This window comes from Streptomyces sp. NPDC007907 (assembly GCF_042959365.1).
Classification (GTDB): domain Bacteria; phylum Actinomycetota; class Actinomycetes; order Streptomycetales; family Streptomycetaceae; genus Streptomyces; species Streptomyces indiaensis.
This window is the reverse complement of the sequence record NZ_JBIBKR010000004.1, coordinates 910048-930450: the sequence shown is the minus strand read 5'-3', so window position 1 is coordinate 930450 and position 20403 is coordinate 910048. Positions and strand designations below refer to the sequence as shown.

At 69.4% G+C, this 20403-nt stretch carries 16 protein-coding genes and 3 pseudogenes; 10 read left to right on the top strand and 9 right to left on the bottom strand.

Features of this window, described 5'->3' with window-relative positions:
• Window positions 1–146: 146 nt before the first annotated feature.
• The 3 genes from ACFZDI_RS20550 to ACFZDI_RS20540 all read right to left on the bottom strand — a co-directional run bounded on the left by ACFZDI_RS20550 (window position 147) and on the right by ACFZDI_RS20540 (window position 3463).
• Window positions 147–1058 (bottom strand): ABC transporter permease subunit, encoded by a 912-nt coding sequence (locus ACFZDI_RS20550; protein WP_391252230.1) that lies wholly within the window; start codon window positions 1056–1058, stop codon window positions 147–149.
• A gap of 13 nt (window positions 1059–1071) precedes the next feature.
• On the bottom strand, window positions 1072–2076 hold the full coding sequence (locus ACFZDI_RS20545; protein WP_234847570.1) for a carbohydrate ABC transporter permease: 1005 nt from the start codon (window positions 2074–2076) through the stop codon (window positions 1072–1074).
• A gap of 118 nt (window positions 2077–2194) precedes the next feature.
• Window positions 2195–3463, bottom strand: coding sequence for an extracellular solute-binding protein (locus ACFZDI_RS20540; protein WP_391252227.1), 1269 nt, complete (start codon window positions 3461–3463; stop codon window positions 2195–2197).
• A 392-nt stretch (window positions 3464–3855) separates the two neighbouring features.
• Here ACFZDI_RS20540 and ACFZDI_RS20535 point away from each other — a divergent pair, with 392 nt between their 5' ends.
• Both ACFZDI_RS20535 and ACFZDI_RS20530 read left to right on the top strand, forming a co-directional pair.
• On the top strand, window positions 3856–4890 hold the full coding sequence (locus ACFZDI_RS20535) for a LacI family DNA-binding transcriptional regulator (RefSeq protein WP_361119289.1): 1035 nt from the start codon (window positions 3856–3858) through the stop codon (window positions 4888–4890).
• Window positions 4891–4983: 93 nt separating this feature from the next.
• Window positions 4984–5868 (top strand): phosphatase PAP2 family protein, encoded by an 885-nt coding sequence (locus ACFZDI_RS20530; RefSeq protein ID WP_391252224.1) that lies wholly within the window; start codon window positions 4984–4986, stop codon window positions 5866–5868.
• Here the strand turns inward: ACFZDI_RS20530 and ACFZDI_RS20525 are convergent.
• Window positions 5865–8873 carry a bifunctional [glutamine synthetase] adenylyltransferase/[glutamine synthetase]-adenylyl-L-tyrosine phosphorylase gene (locus ACFZDI_RS20525; RefSeq protein WP_391252223.1) on the bottom strand — a complete coding sequence of 1003 codons (3009 nt, stop codon included), beginning with the start codon at window positions 8871–8873 and terminating at the stop codon, window positions 5865–5867. The two genes, ACFZDI_RS20530 and ACFZDI_RS20525, sit on opposite strands and share 4 nt — an antisense overlap.
• Window positions 8874–9650: 777 nt before the next feature.
• On the opposite strand from ACFZDI_RS20525, the gene ACFZDI_RS20520 reads away from it, so the two are divergent.
• Together ACFZDI_RS20520 and ACFZDI_RS20515 are read left to right on the top strand one after the other, a co-directional pair.
• On the top strand, window positions 9651–10097 hold the full coding sequence (locus ACFZDI_RS20520; protein WP_234848578.1) for a VOC family protein: 447 nt from the start codon (window positions 9651–9653) through the stop codon (window positions 10095–10097).
• A 66-nt stretch (window positions 10098–10163) separates the two neighbouring features.
• The gene (locus tag ACFZDI_RS20515) at window positions 10164–10784 is read left to right on the top strand and encodes a glyoxalase (protein ID WP_391252220.1); all 621 of its coding nucleotides are present in this window, start codon (window positions 10164–10166) and stop codon (window positions 10782–10784) included.
• Window positions 10785–10796: 12 nt separating this feature from the next.
• Here ACFZDI_RS20515 and ACFZDI_RS20510 read toward each other — a convergent pair.
• Window positions 10797–11241 (bottom strand): annotated as a pseudogene (locus ACFZDI_RS20510) (TetR/AcrR family transcriptional regulator); the annotation flags it as partial.
• An 851-nt stretch (window positions 11242–12092) separates the two neighbouring features.
• Window positions 12093–12331, bottom strand: a pseudogene (locus ACFZDI_RS20505) (IS5/IS1182 family transposase); the annotation flags it as partial.
• Between the two features lie 391 nt (window positions 12332–12722).
• Between ACFZDI_RS20505 and ACFZDI_RS20500 the strand changes: the two are divergent.
• From ACFZDI_RS20500 to ACFZDI_RS20490, 3 genes are all read left to right on the top strand, one after another.
• Window positions 12723–13520 (top strand): matrixin family metalloprotease, encoded by a 798-nt coding sequence (locus tag ACFZDI_RS20500; RefSeq protein WP_234848580.1) that lies wholly within the window; start codon window positions 12723–12725, stop codon window positions 13518–13520.
• Window positions 13521–13537: 17 nt separating this feature from the next.
• Window positions 13538–13945 carry a DUF6281 family protein gene (locus ACFZDI_RS20495; RefSeq protein WP_391252218.1) on the top strand — a complete coding sequence of 136 codons (408 nt, stop codon included), beginning with the start codon at window positions 13538–13540 and terminating at the stop codon, window positions 13943–13945.
• A gap of 186 nt (window positions 13946–14131) precedes the next feature.
• On the top strand, window positions 14132–14743 hold the full coding sequence (locus ACFZDI_RS20490; RefSeq protein WP_391252216.1) for a hypothetical protein: 612 nt from the start codon (window positions 14132–14134) through the stop codon (window positions 14741–14743).
• A 37-nt stretch (window positions 14744–14780) separates the two neighbouring features.
• Here the strand turns inward: ACFZDI_RS20490 and ACFZDI_RS20485 are convergent.
• Both ACFZDI_RS20485 and glnA read right to left on the bottom strand, forming a co-directional pair.
• Window positions 14781–15220, bottom strand: a pseudogene (locus ACFZDI_RS20485) (transposase); the annotation flags it as partial.
• A 148-nt stretch (window positions 15221–15368) separates the two neighbouring features.
• The gene (glnA, locus tag ACFZDI_RS20480) at window positions 15369–16730 is read right to left on the bottom strand and encodes a type I glutamate--ammonia ligase (RefSeq protein WP_234848583.1); all 1362 of its coding nucleotides are present in this window, start codon (window positions 16728–16730) and stop codon (window positions 15369–15371) included.
• Window positions 16731–17023: 293 nt separating this feature from the next.
• Here glnA and ACFZDI_RS20475 point away from each other — a divergent pair, with 293 nt between their 5' ends.
• Window positions 17024–18211 carry a globin domain-containing protein gene (locus ACFZDI_RS20475; RefSeq protein ID WP_391252214.1) on the top strand — a complete coding sequence of 396 codons (1188 nt, stop codon included), beginning with the start codon at window positions 17024–17026 and terminating at the stop codon, window positions 18209–18211.
• Between the two features lie 182 nt (window positions 18212–18393).
• On the opposite strand, the gene ACFZDI_RS20470 is transcribed toward ACFZDI_RS20475, so the two are convergent.
• Window positions 18394–18843, bottom strand: coding sequence for an Rrf2 family transcriptional regulator (locus ACFZDI_RS20470; RefSeq protein WP_234848585.1), 450 nt, complete (start codon window positions 18841–18843; stop codon window positions 18394–18396).
• A 204-nt stretch (window positions 18844–19047) separates the two neighbouring features.
• On the opposite strand from ACFZDI_RS20470, the gene ACFZDI_RS20465 reads away from it, so the two are divergent.
• Together ACFZDI_RS20465 and ACFZDI_RS20460 are read left to right on the top strand one after the other, a co-directional pair.
• Window positions 19048–19713, top strand: a complete 666-nt coding sequence (locus ACFZDI_RS20465) for a DUF3105 domain-containing protein (protein WP_391252212.1) — start codon at window positions 19048–19050, stop codon at window positions 19711–19713.
• On the top strand, window positions 19710–20330 hold the full coding sequence (locus ACFZDI_RS20460) for a DUF305 domain-containing protein (RefSeq protein WP_391252210.1): 621 nt from the start codon (window positions 19710–19712) through the stop codon (window positions 20328–20330). The genes ACFZDI_RS20465 and ACFZDI_RS20460 overlap by 4 nt, the downstream gene beginning before the upstream one ends.
• Window positions 20331–20403 lie beyond the last annotated feature (73 nt).

Below are 20403 nucleotides of genomic sequence, written 5' to 3'. Positions count from 1 at the left end.
GGGGCGGCCGTGGCACAGCGGGGTCGGATGGGCACCACGGCCACCCCACCCACGCCCCCGAAGGGGCGCGGGACTCTGACGGTCTGCGGCTCCGCCGCGTGGCGCGAGCGACCACGACGGCGCCGCGGCCGATCGCTCGGCGGGGGTCACCCCTTGGTGCCGCCGGCGGTGAGCCCGGTCACCAGGTTCTTCTGCACGAGGTAGAAGAACGCGGACACGGGTATCGCGATGAGCACCGCGGTGGCGGCCATCAGGTTGCGCTGGGCGTCGTGCTCGCTGATGAAGCTCTGCAGACCGACGGCGAAGGTGTACTTCTCGTCGTCCAGCATGAACACGGTGGCGAAGGCGACCTCACCGAAGGCGGTGATGAAGCTGTAGAAGGCGGCCACCGCCAGACCCGGCCGGGCGAGCGGCAGGATCAGCCGGAAGAACGTGCCGAAGGGCGTCAGTCCGTCGACGCGGCCGGCCTCGTCGATCTCGAACGGGATCGTGTCGAAGTAGCCCTTCAGCAGCCAGGCGCAGTAGGGCACCGCGGTCGAGCAGTAGACCAGGATCAGGCCGAGGTAGGTGTCGACGAGTTGCAGGCTCGACAGGATCTGGTACATCGGCACGATCAGCACGGCGATGGGGAACATCTGCGTGCACAGCAGCACCCACATGAACTTCTTGTAGCCCGGGAAGCGCATGCGGGACACCGCGTACCCGGTCGTGGCGGCGATGACCACTCCGACGAGCGTGGTTCCCAGGGAGACGATCAGCGTGCTCTGGAGCCAGTGGAAGAAGGCGGTCTCCTGGAGCACGAAGCTGTAGTTGTCCAGGGTCATCTTCGACCAGATGCCGCCTGGGTGCAGGTAGTCGTCCTTGTCCGGGCCGAGGGACAGGTAGACCAGCCAGACGATCGGGAAGAGCGCGATCAGGCTCGCGAGGATCAGCAGGCCGTGGGAGACGATGTTCCCGGCCGCGCCCCGCCGGCCGCGCCGGCGCGCGGGGGCGGACGCGGGGGCGAGCGCGGGGACCGGAGCCCCGCCCGCGGACTGCTGGACGGTCGTGGTGCTCATGGGGACTCCTGCCTCAGATCGCGAGCTGCTGCTCATCGCGGTTCAGCCAGCGGCGGTAGAAGGAGGTGAAGACGATCAGGATGCCGAGCAGCAGGATGCCGTAGGCGGCCGACTGCGCGAAGTCGCGCGGCTGCTGACCGAAGCCGAGCTGGTAGGCCCAGGTCACGAGGATCTGCGCGTCCGGGGCGGTGTTGCCGAACAGCAGGAAGATGATGGCGAACTGGTTGAACGTCCAGATCACGCCGAGCAGCACCACGGTGGAGCTGACCGACCTCAGGCCCGGCAGGGTGACGTAGCGGAACTGCTGCCACCGGCTGGCGCCGTCCATCTCGGCGGCCTCGTAGAGGGAGGAGTCGATGGACTGCAGGCCGCCGAGCAGGGAGACCATCATGAACGGCACACCGCACCAGGTGTTGACCATGATCGCGGCGAAGCGCTGCCAGAAGGTGTCCTCCAGCCACGCCGGGCTCGGCAGGTGCAGGGTCTCCAGGGCGGAGTTGATGATGCCGGAGTCGGCGAGCATGAAGCGCCAGCCGAAGACCGTGACGAAGGTCGGCACGGCCCACGGCAGGATGAGGATCAGCCGGTAGAAGGTGCGCCCGCGCAGCTTCTGGTTGAGCAGCAGCGCCAGGCCCAGGCCGATGGAGTAGTGCAGGGCGACGCACAGGGCCGTCCACACGATCGTCCAGATGAAGTGCGACCAGAAGCGGTCGTAGGAGGTCTCCCCCCACAGGATGTCGGCGTAGTTGTCGAAGCCGATGAACTTGTAGGTGGCCTCGATCTCGTTGACGCCGATCGTCCGGGCCGTGTTGAGGCTGGTCGCGTCGGTGAGCGTCAGGTAGAGGCCGTAGGCCAGGGGGTACAGCACGAGGACGCCGAGCACGACGGCCACGGGCGCGATCATCGCGTAGGCGTACCAGTGCTTCTGGTAGCTGTGCTTGAGGCGCCGGCCCAGCCCGGACCGGGGACCGCGGTCACCGCTCCGCTTGCCGGTCGCTCGGTCGATGGCGACTGTCATGTTCGACAACCTTCTTCGCGAACTGGAGATCAGCTGGAGATCAGGGGGTACGGCACACAGGCCGATGGCCGCCGGATCCTTCCCCCTCTGTGCTGGAGGATCCGGCGGCCACGCGGGCCTACTTGCTGTAGTCCGGGAGCAGCTTGGCGATGGAGGTCTCGGCGCTCTTCAGCCCCTGGTCCAGGGACTTCTTGCCCCCGGCGATCGCGAGCAGCTCGTCGTCCAGCGGAGTCCACAGCGAGCTGTACTCGGGCAGCTCCGGCCGCGGCTGGGCGGCGGCGAGGACGCCCTGGTAGCCGGCGATGCCCGGGTCGGCCTTGACCTGGCCGGTGTAGGCGTCGTCGCGCGTCGGCAGCGTGTTGTTCTTCAGCGCGATGGTCTCCTGGGCCTTGGCCGAGGTCATGAACTTCACGAACTTCAGCGAGACCTCCTGGTGGGCCTTGTCCGAGCCCGCGTACACCGAGAGGTTGTGGCCGCCGGTCGGGGCGCCCGCCTTGCCGGAGGAGCCGGCCGGGACGGTGGCGATGCCGAGGTTGGCCTTGTCCTTGAACGCCGAGCCCTTGTAGAAGTTCGTGATCTCCCACGGGCCCTGGACGATCGAGGCGACCTTGCCGCTGACGAACGCCTCCTGGATGTGGGCGTAGGCGTCGGCGGTCGTGTCGGCCTTGTGCAGGCCCTTGCCCTTGAACAGGCTCAGCCAGGTGCCGTAGGCCTTCTTCGCGGCGGGCGAGGTGACGGTGATCTTCTTGGCGTCGACGTCGACGGTGTCGGCGCCCTCGCCGTAGAGGAAGGAGTGGGCGTAGTAGGACTGGGTCGAGCCCCAGTAGCCGTCGACGCCGGTCTTGTCCTTGATCGTGGCCGCGGCCTTCTTCAGGTCGTCCCAGGTCTTGGGGGCCTCGACGCCGGCCTTCTTGAACAGGGCCTTGTTGTAGACCAGGGCGAGGGTGTCCGTGGTGAACGGCGCGCCGTAGGTCTTGCCCTCGTACTGCGCCTGCTTGATCAGGTTCGGCTTGAACTTGTCCTGCTCGGCGAGGGCGTCGGTGCCGTCCAGCGGCAGGAAGAAGCCCTTCTTGGCGAAGGCGGGCGTCCAGCCGACCTCGGAGCGCAGCACGTCGGGAGCACCCTTGGAACCGGCGGCGGTGTCGAACTTGTTCTGTGCCTGGTCGAAGGGGACGTTGACGTACTTGACCTTGACGCCCTTGTTGGCGGCCTCGAACTCCTTGACGAGGGCCTGGTAGGTCGGCGCCTCGTTGGTGGCGTTGGAGGTGTCCCACCAAGTGATGGTGACGGGACCGTCGGCCTTGTCGCCGCTGTCGCTTCCGCCGCACGCCGTCGCTGCCAGGGCGAGGGACGCCACCAGCGCGGTGGCCGCTATGCCACGCCGCATGAGTTCTCCTTGAGGGTGAAGCCCGTTTCGTGCTGCCGACTGCGCCGTTGGCCGCCGGGCGTCGGTGACATTAGCCGCGCTGCAACGAGTTGCGAAAGACCTTGCAGCAAAAAGTTGCAAGGGGTGCGGATGGTTATCCCGCCGTGACCTCCCTTCGATCGCCCCGAGGCCTTGATTTCCGCCTGCTGGGCGGGCAGTCGCACGGTTGTGCAAGACTCTGCAAGCACTTGCCATCCGTGTCCGCCGGGAGAATCATCCGTTGCGGATCGGACGCCGACCACGACTTTTGAGGGACCGCGATGACCAAGCCACCCGCAGCGGGCCGTGCGACGGCGCGCATCAGGCGTCCCGTCGGTGTGCAAGGAGAACCCCGGCCGCTACAGTCCAGTGCTGTGACCACACGGCTTGCGGACATCGCGTTGCAGGCGGGGGTGAGCGAAGCGACCGTCAGCCGGGTCCTCAACGGGAAGCCCGGCGTCGCCGCCACCACCCGCCAGTCCGTACTGGCCGCTCTCGACGTCCTGGGCTACGAACGCCCGGTGCGCCTGCGTCAGCGCAGCGAGGGCCTGGTCGGCCTGATCACCCCGGAGCTGGAGAACCCGATCTTCCCGGCCCTGGCGCAGGTCATCGGGCAGGCGCTGACCCGGCAGGGCTACACGCCGGTACTGGCCACCCAGACCCCGGGCGGCTCGACCGAGGACGAGCTCACCGAGATGCTCGTCGACCGCGGGGTCGCCGGCATCATCTACGTCTCCGGGCTGCACGCCGACACCACCGCCGACATGCAGCGCTACGACCGGCTGCGCGCCCAGGGCGTGCCCTACGTGCTGGTCGACGGTTTCTCGCCGAAGGTGCAGGCGCCGTTCATCTCCCCCGACGACCGGGCGGCGATGAGCCTCGCGGTCACCCACCTCGCGTCCCTCGGGCACAACCGCATCGGTCTGGCCCTCGGGCCCAAGCGGTTCGTGCCGGTGCAGCGCAAGATCGAGGGGTTCGTGCGCACGATGCAGGACCAGTTGGGCCTGCGCGCCGAGACCGTCGAGTCGGAGCTGGTGCAGCACTCGCTGTACACCCTTGAGGGTGGTCAGGCGGCGGCCACGGCGTTGATCGACCGCGACTGCACGGCCGTGGTGTGCGCCAGCGACATGATGGCGCTGGGGGCGATCCGGGCGGCCCGGCAGCTCGGTCTGGACGTGCCGAAGGACATCTCCGTGGTCGGCTTCGACGACTCCCCGCTGATCGCCTTCACCGACCCGCCCCTCACCACGATCCGCAAGCCGGTCCCGGCCATGGGGCAGGCGGCCGTGCGCACGCTGCTGGAGGAGATCGGCGGGACGCCCGCGCCGCACAGCGAATTCGTCTTCATGCCCGAACTGGTGGTGCGCGGTTCGACCGCTTCGGCCCCTGGGGAACGTGGTCGTTCCTGAGGTCCGCGGCCTGAAGTCGCCGTAGGACATGCGGTCCGGACGGGGCCGCGGGATGATCGGTGCAGAAGTCCTTTTCTGGCAGACTCTGCGCCTATGGGTGAAACGACCGTAACGAAGCCGGAGGGCCTGGAAGCCGCCCTCCCGGACCCCGTTGCGGCTGATGCGGGGCGTGGCCCGCTGCGCCGGCTGCGCGCCCCGCGCCGGCCCCGGTTCTGGTTCGAGATCCTGCTGGTCGCGGTGAGTTACTGGACGTACTCGCTCGTCCGCAACGCCGTCCCCGAGCAGAGGACCGAGGCGCTGCGCAACGCCGACTGGATCTGGCGGGTCGAGCACCATCTGGGCATCGCCGTCGAGGGTGCGGTCAACCACGCGGTCAACTCGGTGCATTGGCTCATCGTCGGGATGAACTACTACTACGCGACGCTGCACTTCGTGGTGACGCTGGGTGTGCTCGTGTGGCTGTTCCGTCGCCACCCCGGCCGTTACGCGGCGACGCGCCTGGTGCTGTTCGCGACCACCGCGGTCGCCCTGCTCGGCTACTACCTGTATCCGCTGGCGCCCCCGCGGCTGATGACCGGCGGCGGCTTCGTCGACACGGTCATGGTCCACCAGACCTGGGGCTCGATGGCTTCGGGCGACCTGAAGCACATGTCCAACCAGTACGCCGCGATGCCGTCCATGCACATCGGCTGGTCCGTGTGGTGCGGGCTGACGATCTTCGCCCTGGCCACGGTCCCGTGGGTACGGGTGCTGGGGTTGCTGTACCCGGCGCTGACCCTGGTGGTCATCGTCGCGACGGCCAACCACTTCTGGCTGGACGCGGTGGGCGGCGTGCTGTGCCTGGCGTTCGGGTTCGCGGTCGCGCGGCTCTGGTACGGACGGCAGCCGTACGCCCTGCCGAGGACGGCACCGGAGCGCCGGCGCGACGGGTCCAGGTCCCCGGCCAGTGTCAACAACGCTCGTGATCAATACACCTAGCGCTCGGTGCTGCCGTAGAACCGTTCCTCCACCACGGCGCGCGCCCGGCGGGCCGTGCGCCGGTACGCGTCCAGCATGTCGCCCGCGTGGCCCGGGCCGAATCCCAGGTACCTGCCCACCGCGGCCAGCTCCCGGGGCTCCGTCGGGAAGGTGTCGCCGGCCCGGCCGCGGACCAGCATCACCGCGTTGCGGACCCGGGTCGCGAGGACCCAGGCCTCGTCGAGGATCGCCGCGTCCTCGTCCGTGATGAGCCCGGCGGCGCGGGCGGCGGCCAGGGCTTGCCGGGTGCGGGTGGTGCGCAGGCCCGGCTCCGTCGAGCCGTGCCGCAGCTGCATGAGCTGCACGGTCCACTCCACGTCGGACAGGCCGCCCGGCCCCAGCTTGGCGTGCAGCTTGGGGTCGGCGCCGCGCGGCAGCCGCTCGGACTCCATGCGGGCCTTCAGCCGCCGGATCTCGCGCACGGCCTCCTCGGCGAGCCCGGCCGCCGGGTAGCGCAGCGGATCGATCAGCTCGATGAAGCGACGGCCGAGGTCCTCGTCACCGGCGACGGGCTCGGCCCGCAGCAGCGCGTGCGACTCCCAGGTCTGGGCCCACCGGCGGTAGTAGGCCTCGTACGAGGGGAGGGTGCGCACCAGCGGCCCGGACTTGCCCTCGGGGCGCAGGTCGGCGTCGATGAGCAGGGGCGGGTCGGCGCTAGGGAGCTGCAGCAGGCGGCGCATCTCGGAGACGACCTTGTTGGCGGCCCGGGACGCCTCCCGCTCGTCGACGCCGTCGCGCGGTTCGTGCACGAACAGCACGTCCGCGTCGGAGCCGTAGCCCAGCTCGTGGCCGCCGAAACGGCCCATGCCGATGATCGCGAACCGGGTGGGCAGGTCGTCGCCCCAGCCGTCGCGCACGACCGCGCGGAGCGTGCCGGCCAGGGTCGCGGCGGTCAGGTCCGAGATCGCGCCGCCGACCCGGTCCACCAGGGCGCCCTGGTCGGCCTCCGCGGGCTGCTCCTCGGTGCCGTAGGAGCCGACGATGTCCGCGGCGGCCGTGCGGAACAGCTCGCGGCGGCGCACGCCGCGGGCGGCCGTGACCGCCTGGGTGACACCGTCGGCGCGCCGCACCGCGGCGAGTATCTCCTGCTCCAGGTGGTCGCGCGGCCGGGGGTCCAGTCCGCCGCCGTCCCCGTCGCCGAGCAGCGCGACCGCCTCCGGTGCGCGCATCAGCAGGTCGGGCGCGAGCCGGCCGGCGGACAGCACCCGGGCGAGGTTCTGCGCGGCGGCGCCCTCGTCCCGCAGCAGCCGCAGGTACCAGGGGGTCTTGCCGAGCGCGTCCGAGACCTTGCGAAAGCCCAGCAGGCCCGCGTCCGGGTCGGCCGAGTCGGCGAACCAGCCGAGCAGCACCGGGAGCAGGGTGCGCTGGATGGCGGCCTTGCGGGTGACGCCGGAGGCCAGGGCCTCCAGGTGGCGCAGCGCGGAGGCGGGGTCGGCGTAGCCGAGGGCGACCATGCGTTCCCGGGCCGCCTCGGTGCTCAGCCGGGCCTCCCCGGTGGCGAGCTGGGCGACCGCGTCGAGCAGCGGCCGGTAGAAGAGCTTCTCGTGCAGACGGCGTACGACGCCCGCGTGCCGCCGCCACTCGCGGTGCAGGTCGGCGACGGGGTCCTTGCGCATGCCGAGGGAGCGGCCGATGCGGCGCAGCTCGGCCTCGTCCTCGGGGACGAGGTGGGTGCGGCGCAGCCGGAACAGCTGGATGCGGTGCTCCATGGAGCGCAGGAACCGGTAGGCCTCGTCGAGCTGGGCGGCGTCCGCGCGGCCGACGTACCCCCCGGCGGCGAGGGCCTCCAGCGCGTCCAGGGTCGTACCGCTGCGCAGGGAGGTGTCGGCCCGGCCGTGCACCAGCTGCAGCAGCTGTACGGCGAACTCGACGTCCCGGAGACCGCCCGGTCCCAGCTTCAGCTGGCGGTCGACCTCACCGGCGGGGATGTTCTCCACGACCCGGCGGCGCATCTTCTGCACGTCGGGGACGAAGTTCTCGCGCTCGGCGGCCTTCCACACCAGGGGCTGGACGGCGGCGACGTACTCCTCGCCGAGGTCGAGGTCGCCGGCCACCGGGCGGGCCTTGAGCAGTGCCTGGAACTCCCAGGTCTTGGCCCAGCGCTGGTAGTAGGCGAGGTGGCTGGAGAGGGTCCGCACGAGGGGGCCGTTGCGGCCCTCGGGCCGGAGGTTGGCGTCGACGGGCCAGATGGAGCCCTCGACGGTGGTCTCGGAGCAGATCCGCATCATGTGCGAGGCGAGCCGGGTCGCGGCGCGTACGGCCTTGGTCTCGTCGGCCCCCTCGGTGGCCTCCCCGACGAAGATGACGTCCACGTCCGAGACGTAGTTCAGCTCGTGGCCGCCGCACTTGCCCATGGCGATGACCGCGAGGCGGCACAGGGCGGCGTCCTCGGGCGCGGCCGCCTCGGCGATCCCGAGGGCGGCGCGCAGCGTGGCGGTGGCGAGGTCGGCCAGCTCGGCGGCGGATTCGGCGACGCCGGTGGTGCCGCAGACGTCCCGGGCGGCGATGGACAGCAGGCAGCGCCGGTAGGCGACGCGCAGGGAGACGGGGTCGGTGGCCTCCGCGAGCCCGGCCTCGAACTCCTCCACCCCGGGGTGCAGGTCGTACGCCTCGTACATGACGAGGGCCTGCCAGTCGTCCGGGTGCCGGGCGAGGTGGTCGGCGAGGGCGGTGGACGCGCCGAGGACGCCGAGGAGACGGTCGCGCAGCGGCTTGGAGGAGATCAGCGTGTCGAGCAGTTCCCGGCGGGCGCCGGAGCTCTGCTGGGCCTCCAGCAGCCGGACCAGCCCGAGCAGGGCGAGATCGGGGTCGGCGGTCGCACCCAGCGCCTCCAGCAGGACCGGGTCGTCGCGCAGGGGTGCGAGTTCGGGGCTGTCCAGGAGCCGCTCGGCGGCGGAGGCGTCGGTGAAGCCGTGCCGCAGCAGTCGTGTGAAGGTGCTGCTCCTGCGCCCCGGCACCGCCGTCATCCGGGCCTCCCTCGCACTGTTCCTCGGACATGCATCGGATACATCGGATCAAGGTCCTACGGCTTTGAGCCTAACCGCCCGGGCCGGGGGAAGCGCCGGGGAGTTCGGCAGGCGGACGTGCGGTGCACGAGCTGGGCCGTTGCTTGGGCTGGGGCGGGCGGATGGGGGTGGACGGGGAGTCGGACGGGGGTGGGTGGAGCCGGGCGGGGTGGGGGTGGGTTGGGGGTGGACGGGCCGAGGCATTTGGCGGGCGGACGGGGTGTGTGGGTGGCGAGGCGGGCCGGCCGCAAACCGGGGGCGGGTGACGGGGCGGGCCGGCCGCGGACCGGGGGGTGTGCCTGCTACGGCGACTGGCCGCAGGGGGTGGTGGGGTGCGGGCGTGGCTACGCCGGCCGGTCGTGGGGGCGGGGGCATGGGTACGGCGGTTGGCGGCGTTTGCGGGGACGGGAGGGCCATTTCGGCCACGGCACGGGTCCGGTCGCCGTCTACTCGGTGGCGCCGCCGGGCGATTTCGGCTTCGGTGAGGGGGAGCCGTTTCAGCCGGCGTCGGTCGGCGCCAGTCGCCTTCGGCCGGCGTCGGTCGTCATCCACCGGCGTCAGTCGATCACAGTCGGCGTCGGTCGCCGTCCGCCGGTGTCAGGCGATGAAAGTCGGCGTCGGCCGCCACCCACCGGTGTCAGTCGGTGGCGGTCGGCGTCAGTCTGCGTCAGCAGGCATCGGTCGGCTTCGGCCGGACGCGGTGGCGGTTCTCATCAGGCCGGACGAAGGAGTCACGCCATGGACATCACCCTCGAAGTCATCCCGCTGCCCGTGTCCGACATCGACCGTGCCCGGGACTTCTACCGGGACAAGGTCGGCTTCCACGTGGACATCGACCAGGAGGTCATGCCGGGGATGCGGATCGTGCAGCTGACCCCTCCGGGTTCCGGCTGTTCGATCGCCCTGGGCGCGTCGATCTGGGAGATGACACCCGGCCCCACCCCGGCTCCGGGCACCTACCAGGGCCTGCAGCTGTGCGTCGCCGACATCAAGGCGGCCCACGCGGAGCTGGTCGCCCGCGGGCTCGAGGTGTCGGAGCCGGTCCAGTACTCCCCGGACGACGGCGCCACGTTCATGCACTTCCAGGACCCCGACGGCAACGGCTGGGCGGTGCAGGAGTACCGGCGCAGGGCCACGGAGCCGCTGCACCAGCTGCTGGCGGACCTGAAGCGCAAGCAGGCCTGAGGGCCCGGGGGAACCCGGTCAGGAATCAAGAAGCACGTCTCGCCGGGCGCGCTTAGCGTCGTTGTCATGACTTCCATCGCATCCGTCACCCTCGAGGTGGCCGACCCCGCCGCCGACCGCTTCTACTCCGCCGCCTTCGGTCTGGGCGACCGGCTGCGCCTGCGGGCATCGGAGGCACCGACCTCCGGCTTCCGCGGATTCACGCTGTCGCTCGTGGTCCCCCAGCCGGCCGACGTGGACGCCCTCGTCGAGGCGGCGGTGCGGGCCGGCGCGACGACGCTGAAGCCCGCCGCCAAGTCGCTGTGGGGCTACGGGGGTGTCGTGCAGGCCCCCGACGGGACGATCTGGCAGCTCGCGTCGTCGTCGAAGAAGAACACCGGCCCGGCGACCGGGCGGGTCGACGACTTCGTGCTCCTGCTCGGGGTGGAGGACGTGAAGGCCAGCAAGCAGTTCTACGTCGATCACGGCCTGGCCGTGGGCAAGAGCTTCGGCTCCAAGTACGTGGAGTTCGCCGCCGACGGTCCCGTCAAACTGGCCCTGTACAAGCGCCGCGGCCTCGCCAAGGTCGCCGGCGTCACCCCCGACGGCACGGGCTCCCACCGCCTCACCATCGGCAGCGACGCCGGGCAGTTCACGGACCCGGACGGCTTCACGTGGACGACGGCTTCGCAGAGCGCGTCGGTGTGAGGGAGGCGGGCCTCAGGACGACGCCGCCGGCAGACGGGTCACCGCCAGCCGCGTCAGTTCGCGGCTGTGCGGCTCGCCGTCGAGGGAGCGGTGCAGGGTCAGTCCTTCGATCAGCGCGTCCAGCTGACGTGCCGTGCTGCTCCAGGAGCAGGCGGCTGCGGCGCATCCAGCGCTGTGTCAGCTCGCGGTACTCGGGCCGTCTGGCGGCGAGCGTGTACAGCTCGTGGGCGAAGACGGGGTCACGCCGGGGTCCCTCGGACAGGGCGTGGACGAGGTCCGTGACGGCTTCACGGACCTGCTCGGGTGTCTCGGCGGAGCCGAGGCAGCGCTCGAATACGGCCACGATGTGATCGGCGAACCGGGTGAAGGCCTCCCGCAGCAGCTCGTCGATGCCGCTGAAGTGGTAGGTCGTCGAGCCGAGCGGTACCCCGGCCCTGGCGGACACCGATTCATGAGTTCGATCCGAGCGCGGCCCAGTGGCGCTACCACCCGGCGGGTCGACCGCATCGGGCCGAGCAGGGGTACCCACCTCCGCCACCGTTGAGCTGTGGATGTCAGCCGGATCTAGCCCTTATTGCGGATCCTGCGCTTCTTCTCCTTGGCTTCCTTATCCTTGCGTTGCGCCACACCGTACGCGGACCAGGGTCCCTGATGGACTGGGCACCGGGAGGTGCCGGTCACCACCTTCCGCTGACATCGCCCGCCTGTCTTGGTCGGCGCACCACACTTGGCCACGCTGCCTCCCCCTCCGGTCTCGAAACGCAGTACGTGGAGCTCTTAAGAACCGTGTCTCGGCTGCCGCCGCCAGGGAAGGCGCGTGCCGGATCGCTGGATGCGCGCGGGCGCACGTCGACGCCATCAGCTTGGGAAGCTGCGATCATTCGAGCCCGCCCGGGCAATGACCTGGAGGAACGCCCCCGATTACCGCCCCCTCAGGCTGGACAGCTTTCATCGTGACTCCCCATTGCTCCCCGCCATATCTGGTGCGCTTGCGGTGCGGCCCGCCCCGGACACGACTCTGACCGATCCCAGTACGGCTATGGCACTGGCGATGATGTTTCACACCCCAAGCTGATCACGTATCGCCGACAGGGCGCAGTTGCTGGGAGGCTGCCCACAGCCAGCCGGGATCACTCAAGGTAACGAAGCACCCCTAGGGCCGCTGGCATGAAAGCCGGTGGACTGGATTCGACAGCGGACAACTTCTCGAGCACCGTCTCGGGCCAGCGTCGAAGTAGGGCCCGGATCACGCCAGCCACGGCCCCGTAGACGGCTCGACTCCCGGCGCCGGGAGTGGTCTGGGACCGTGCCGGAGTGATCGGCATGCTCCCCGCACAAGAACAGCGGCGCGGGCTGGCGCAGGTCAGCTTGATCCCCCAGTATTCGCGACCAGCAGGGCCTGGTATTCCATGCGGCAGGCTCCACGGCCGGCCCTTGCGGACCGGGTCCGCACCCTCGCGTCGCAGAGCGGCGATCATCTTGCCGAACTGTCGCGCGCTCAGCCCGGTGAACGGGGCTATCCAGGACGGCTCTGACCCCGTGACCACACCAGACGCGGCAAGATCCTCTCACCCATGATCAGAAGTTCGGGACAGCCCTTAGCCCGAGGATTTCAGGTGGCCGAAATTCACCTACGCGGAATCGTTGCGTCCACCTTCTAATATTTCCTAAGATCAGCGAGTTCCGATCAATATTGATCGTTTATGCAGCGTCAACGGGGGTTCAATGTCTAGATTTAGCCGAGTCGCGTCCAGAGTAACTGTCGCTTTATCCCTCACCTGTGCCGTATCAGCCGCAGCCGCCCCGACGCAGGGCGGGGGTATTTCCGCAGACTGCGCCGCCATCCCCCAAGCCGGAGAGCTGACCGTCGAACAGGTTCCGGAAGGTGTGCTAACGCAGGATTGTGACCTGGCAGGGCGCATCGTGGTACATGACGGCATGGGGGTTGCAGTTCCCGGACCGGGCGAGACCGTCAGACTCGAAGTACTGAGTGCATACGGCACTGAAGTGCACGGTTTCTCGCTAGGCGTCACCGAAAAAGGCAGCATATTCTACGACCTGGAACTGTCCGGTGACGCCGCCGCCGAACCGGCAGACACGAAGAAGGCTGCTGCTGACAGCGCCCGGGTGGCAGCCCCGTCCGCCTGCTCGGACAACATCATGCTCCCTTGGGCCTGGGAGGATTTCGACTACTATGAATGGTATGTCGGTGATGGAGGTATGCCAGCAGCTCTGTCCCAGGCTGCAGCGGCCACTGCCTTCAAGGATGCAATCAATAACATAACCGGTGGCTATAACGATTGCGGAATAGCCGACACCATAGACGCCGGACACCGGTACATGGGAACCTCGAGCTTCGAGGCTGACCTGGATAATAAGGGCAACTGCACACCACGGGACAAGCAGAGCACGTGGGATGCGGGCGATCTTCAAAGCGGGTGGCTCGCCGCTACCTGCGGGTGGACGACCAACAGGGGAGGCAGCGAGGACCTGATAGAGGCGGACGTGCGCTACAACACGACCGATCACGACTTCACCAACGACCCCACCAGTTCGTGCACCGCCCACTACGACGTCCGAGCAGTGGGTACGCACGAGGCAGGCCATGTCTTCGGTCTCGACCACGCCCCCTCCGGGCACGACAATCTGACCATGGCTCCTGGCATAGGCCCGTGCGACAAGAGTGCTCGCACATTAGGCAGGGGAGACATGAGAACGCTTGAAGCAATCTACTGAGCGAGGTTTCCCTACCTATGAACCGTTCCAGGTGTCTGCGTGCGACGATCCTCGCGTGCCTCATGCTCTCGTCAGCCGCCTGTGCGGAAAAGGGCGACGAAACAGCGGTGCCTGAAAGTCGCGACAGAGGAACGGAGGCGTGCGCCGCCCGTTATGTCTACGAGGGCCGTGACTACAAAGGCATCGCGAACCGTCAGTTCACCGCCACGAGCAAACTGGGCTATGCCACGCAACCCCCCTGTAACGATACGGGAAAGGGAACCGAATTTAGAGACCTCGAGAAGAAAAACGCCTATAGGGTCTCCGGCATCTCCCCGACGGTAGCCATCGCCGTCGGGGAGAATGCCAAGACGGCGAAACTCTTCGCGGTCTACTCCGGCTCACAGATTCCAGAAGAGATCAAAGAGCTCGGCAAGAATTCATAACCAGTGTGATCCTCTTAGTCTCGATCTTTCGTGATTGGCCCTCGACGCCCCCCGCGAAAGATAGAGGCTAAGGGCTGTCTCGCATTGCTCGGTTGGCTGCAACGAGGCGGAGGATCTGCTGTCAGCGGAGGCGAAGGGTGGGGCAAGCGGACCGCCTATGCTTCCGCCATGCAGCAGCCTCGACCCATGGCGATGACCGGCAGTGACCTGGTTGCGGCTTTCCCGCGCCAGCTTGCCAATGACGTTCGCGCGGTCTTGGCGGTCATGCCGGAGGCCCGGATCGCACCTGCGTCGCCGTTCCCGGTGTACGTGGGCGATGAAGCCGTCGCCATTCCGTATCGGATCTATCAGGACGAGCTGCCGGCCGACGTGGTGTGCTCGCTGACGGTGGTACAGCAGGCGATCCTGCACTGTCTGTACTCGCGGCACTGCGACGGGCTGGTCCGCCAGCGTCACCTGGAGCGAATCGCCAGTTCCGACGAACTGTGGGTGGTGCCGTTCGTGGTGCAGTTGGCCGGCGAGTACGTCTTGGAGATCTTGGAGTCCATCCAGCACGGCCTTTCCGACCTGCCCTCCAAGCGGTCTGCCCAGCGGATGGCATACGGGGACTTCATCGCGCGGAATCCGGGGTTCTTCGCGCGGACCGAGCGCCGGGTGGTGAGCTACTGGTCCTGCTACTACCGGTGGAAGTTCCCCATGTTCGGCACATACCCGGGCTGCCATCTGCTGGAGCTTTTGCGGGCCGCCGCAATCGACCGCACGGGCGTGCCATGGCCCCGCCACACGCCGCCGGACTAACGGCGGAGCCTGGTCCGTGAGATGAACACCGTCGCCGTCATCCGGTGAGTGCGAGGTTGTGCAGGTGGGCGATGCCGAGCACCGCGTGGTGGACGCCGTCGCCTTTCAGTCGGCAGTCGCGAAGGATCTTCCACGTCTTCATGCGGGCGAATACGTGCTCGACACGGGCCCGGACCTGCTTGTGGGACCTGTTGTGCGCCTGCTTCCAGGAGGGCAGTTCGTCGTCCTTCGCATGGCGGCGATGTGGGATGACCAGCCCTGTTCCCTGGTAGCCGCCGTCGGCGATGGTGGTCGTGGCGCCGACGGCGGTCTCGGCGCCGGACTCGCTCCAGGCCCGGCAGTCGTTGCGGTTGCCGGGCATGGGTGGCCGACCACGACGACCAGGCGGGTGTCGGCGTCGATGACCACCTGGTGATTGGTGGAGTAGCGGTAGTTCTTCGACTGCTCTGCGATCTCGTGGTCGCGGGTGGGCACCAACGCAGGCCGCCGGGGCCGGACGGCGCAACGGAGATCTGCCCGGACGGCCCAGAGACGGCCCAGACTCTGCGAGACGCGAACGGGGCCGACGGTCCACTACCGTCGGCCCCGTTCGCCGAGCCAGCGGGAAACCCGCCCCGACCTGCCCTTACAGCGCCGGAAGGTTCTTCCGCAACTCGAACGCGGTCACCTCGGACCGGTACTCCTCCCACTCCTGCCGCTTGTTGCGCAGGAAGAAGTCGAAGACGTGTTCGCCGAGGGTTTCGGCGGCCAGGTCGCTGCGTTCCATGAGGGTCAGGGCCTCGCCCAGGTTCTGCGGGAGGGGTTCGATGCCCATCGCGCGGCGCTCCGCGTCGGAGAGGGCCCAGACGTCGTCCTCCGCGCCCGGCGGGAGTTCGTAGCCCTCCTCGATGCCCTTGAGGCCGGCGGCCAGCAGCAGCGCGTACGCCAGGTACGGATTCGCGCCGGAGTCGAGGGAGCGGACCTCGACCCGGGCCGAGCCCGTCTTGCCGGGCTTGTACATCGGGACGCGGACCAGCGCCGAGCGGTTGTTGTGGCCCCAGCAGATGTACGACGGCGCCTCACCACCGGCCCCCGCCGTGCGCTCCGCGCCGCCCCAGATGCGCTTGTAGGAGTTGACCCACTGGTTGGTGACCGCGGAGATCTCCGCCGCGTGCCGCAGCAGGCCCGCGATGAAGGAGCGGCCCACCTTGGAGAGCTGGTACTCGGAGCCCGACTCGTAGAAGGCGTTGCGGTCGCCCTCGAAGAGGGACAGGTGGGTGTGCATGCCGCTGCCCGGGTGCTCCGAGAAGGGCTTCGGCATGAACGTGGCGTGCACGCCCTGCTCCAGGGCCACCTGCTTCATGACGAGGCGGAACGTCATGACGTTGTCGGCCGTGGACAGCGCGTCGGCGTAGCGGAGGTCGATCTCCTGCTGGCCCGGCGCGCCCTCGTGGTGGGAGAACTCGACCGAGATGCCCATCGACTCCAGCATGGTGATCGCCTGGCGGCGGAAGTCCATGCCGACGTTGGTCGGCGTGTGGTCGAAGTAGCCGGAGTTGTCGGCCGGAGTGGGGCGGGAGCCGTCCAGGGGGCGGTCCTTCAGCAGGAAGAACTCGATCTCCGGGTGCGTGTAGAAGGTGAAGCCCAGGTCGCTCGCGCGGGCCAGGGCGCGCTTCAGGACGTAGCGCGGGTCCGCGAAGGACGGGGAGCCGTCCGGCATGAGGATGTCGCAGAACATCCGGGCCGTGCCCGGGGCCTCCGCGCGCCACGGCAGGATCTGGAAGGTCGACGGGTCCGGCTTGGCGATCATGTCGGACTCGTAGACCCGGGCGAAGCCCTCGATCGCGGAGCCGTCGAAGCCGATGCCCTCGTCGAAGGCCTGCTCCAGCTCGGCCGGGGCCACGGCGACGGACTTGAGGAAGCCCAGCACGTCCGTGAACCACAGGCGTACGAACCGGATGTCGCGCTCCTCCAACGTCCGGAGCACGAACTCCTGCTGCTTGTCCATCTTCCGCTTCCCCATCCTTGCTGGTCAGGCCGCCTGTCTTCCGTACCACGGGAGGCGGTCGGGCACCTGAGCATCCCACCACACCACCGTTTCGAACGCGTTGCCAACCATGATCGCCCGGCTGGTCCGGGGTCGAACGCCTCACGTCCGGCGGTGAACTGCTCTGCCGCCCATAGTGCCTGCTCGCACCGACATCCGTAACGGCCGGTTCCTGTCCTGGACCGCCCACTTAATTTGCATCTCAGATGCAACTTTAAGATAGCGTGCGCACAGCCGAGCCTTGAGGAGGCCTGATGCTGTCCGAGCAGTCCGCCGCCACCGTCCGTGCCACGCTCCCCGCCGTCGGAGCCGCCCTCGACACGATCACCGAGCGCTTCTACGCCGGGCTGTTCGCGGCCCACCCCGAGCTGCTGAGGGACCTGTTCAACCGGGGCAACCAGGCCTCCGGCACCCAGCGCCGGGCGCTCGCCGGATCCGTCGCCGCGTTCGCGACCCACCTGCTGGAGCACCCCGGGCAGCGGCCGGACGCCATGCTGGGGCGCATCGCCCACAAGCACGCCTCGCTCGGGGTGGCGCCGGAGCAGTACGCCGTCGTCCACGAGCACCTGTTCGCCGCGATCGCCGAGGTGCTCGGCGACGCCGTCACGCCCGAGGTCGCCGCCGCCTGGGACGAGGTCTACTGGCTGATGGCGAACGCCCTGATCGCCGTGGAGCAGCGGCTGCGCGAGGAGCGCGGCGGGCACACTTGGCGGCCCTGGGAGGTCGTCGAGCGGGTCGCCGAGACCGACGACGTCGCCACGTTCCGGCTGCGGCCGGCCGACGGCGGCCCGGTGCGCGAGTTCCTCGCGGGCCAGTACGTCTCCGTCCGCGTCGCCCTCGCGGACGGCGCCCGGCAGATACGGCAGTACAGCCTGTCCGGGGTGCCCGGCACCGGCCTGCGGCAGATCAGCGTCAAGCGTGTGCACGAAACCGGCGCCCCCGAGGGCGAGGTCTCGAACCACCTGCACGCGCGCGTACGGGTGGGTGACGTCCTGGAGCTGTCCGAGCCGTACGGCGACCTGGTCCTGGACTGCGGCCCCGGCACGCCGCTGCTGCTGGCCTCGGCCGGGATCGGTGTGACCCCGATGACCGCGATGCTGGCGCACCTGGCCGACTCGGGGCACCGCGCCCCGGTCACCGTCGTGCACGGCGACCGCTCCCCCGCCACCCACGCCCTGCGCGCCGACCACCAGGCCTACGCCGACAAGCTGCCCGATGCGGCCGTCCACCTCTGGTACGAGCAGGACGCCCCGGCGGGCACGCATTCCGGGCTGGTCGACCTCACCGGCGTCACCGTGGCCCCGGGCACGCGCGCGTACCTGTGCGGCCCGCTCCCGTTCATGCGGGCGGTGCGGACCCAGCTGATCGCGAAGGGCGTGGCCCCCGCCGGCATCCACTACGAGGTGTTCGGCCCGGACCTGTGGCTGGCGGGGCAGGACTAGGGCCTGTCGTTTGGATCATGACGCAGACGCGGGGCCCGGCACGCGCATCTGCCGCGTTGTCGTCACTCGCCGATGTTCCGCATCGACTCCCTCCTCCGCCTTGCAGCCGCACGCACCAGGCCCCGCTCACCGGCGTTCACAGGTGCTGCCGATGCCCTGCGCCATGATCCAAACGACAGGCCCTAGGAAGCAGGGCGATCGGGGCCCCGGGAGATCCCCAGGAGCAGCGCACCGGTCGGCTCCGCCACGATGTCCTCCATCGTGACCGGGTCCAGCGAGGTGAAGAACGCCTCCTGGGCCCGGCGCAGGGCGCCGCGCAGGCGGCACGCGGAGTTGAGGGGGCAGGGCGTCGGGCCCTCGCAGTCGACGACGTCGCCGCCGCCCTCGAAGGCGCGGACCACGGCGCCCACCGAGGCCGTACGGCCCTTCTCGGTGAGCGTGAGGCCGCCGCCGCGTCCTCGGCGGGCCTCGAGCAGGCCCATGTGCTGGAGCTCGGCGACGACCTTGGCCAGGTGGGTGTACGGCACGTCCATGCCGTCCGCGACGTCCCGGGTCGTCGGACTCGATCCGCCCGCGACGGCGAGCCGCATCAGGACCCGCAGGGCGAGGTCGGTGGAGCGCAGCAGCCGCATGCGGGCAGCGTAGGTAATGCGCATCGGCGGTTCAAATTATCGGAGGTCCACGAGCGGGCCGTCGGGCCCGGGACCGGCGAAGCCGTCGTCCCGCTGTCGGGGCCGTATCGATTCGGCCCATTCCCCGGCTGCCCTACGGGGCGCCCCGTCTCCCCCACTACGATCAGCTCACCCGACCGTCACTCTTCCCACGAAGGACACCTCATGGGCTCCGCCAACAAGAGCAGCACGGACCGCAGGGCGCGCATAGAGGAGATGCGGCGCGCCGAGCAGGCCCGTGAGCGCCGCAACCGGGTCCTCGTCATCGGGGCCAGTGTGGTGGCCGTCGCCGGGCTCGTGGCCGGCGGTGTCGTGCTCGTGCGGTCCCAGGGCGACAAGGGCGGTGACGTCGCGACGAGCGATTCCTCGGGCAAGGGCAGGTTCGTGACGGGCAAGGACGGCGTGAGGACGTGGGAGGGCAAGCTGTCCCGCAACCACGTCACCAAGGCCGTGAAGTACGCCTCCGAACCGCCGGTCGGCGGGGACCACAACCCGGTCTGGATGAACTGCAACGGCGACGTCTACACGGAGCCGCTGAAGAACACCAACGCCGTGCACTCGCTGGAGCACGGCGCGGTGTGGGTGACGTACAACGCCGACGCCGGGAAGGCCGACGTCGACGCGCTCGCGGCGAAGGTGAAGAAGACGCCGTACACGCTGATGAGCCCGGTGGACGACCAGAAGGACCCGATCATGCTGTCGGCGTGGGGCCACCAGCGCACGGTGACGGGTGCGAAGGACCCGAACGTGGACGCGTTCTTCGAGAAGTTCGTCCAGGGCGCGCAGACCCCCGAGCCGGGAGCCGCCTGCACGAACGGGCTGTCCAAGTGAGGCATGTCGGCCTGATCGCCGGGGCCGCGGCGGCGGCGCTGGTCGCCGCCGGGGCGATCACCTACGCCGTCGCGGGGGACGACGGCGGCGGCAGGACCCCGTCGGCCGAGTCCGCGGACGCCGGTTTCGCGCGGGACATGGCGGTGCACCACCAGCAGGCCGTGGAGATGTCGTACATCGTGCGCGACCGCACGAAGGACGAGGAGGTCCGGCGGCTCGCGTACGACATCGCGCAGACGCAGGCCAACCAGCGCGGCATGCTCCTCGGCTGGCTGGACCTGTGGGGCCTGCCCAAGGTGTCCTCCGAACCGCCGATGACCTGGATGGACATGGGCGGGATGGCTTCCGGCAAGGACGGCGCGCTGATGCCGGGCATGGCGACCAACTCCGAGATGAAGAAGCTCGGGGAGCTCAGCGGGAAGCGGGCGGAGGTCTTCTACCTGCAGTTGATGACGGACCATCACCGGGGCGGCATCCACATGGCCGAGGGATGTGTGCGCGCGTGCGCGGTCGGCGTGGAGAAGCGGCTCGCCCAGGGCATGGTGGACGCGCAGCAGTCGGAGATCTCCTTGATGGCGGACATGCTCAAGGCGCGGGGTGCGGCACCGCGGTCCTAGGGGACAGTTCGCTCGCGGCCGTGAAGGAGCACGACGACGTCACCGGCGTGGGCTCGCCCGGGAAGGGCTGCGT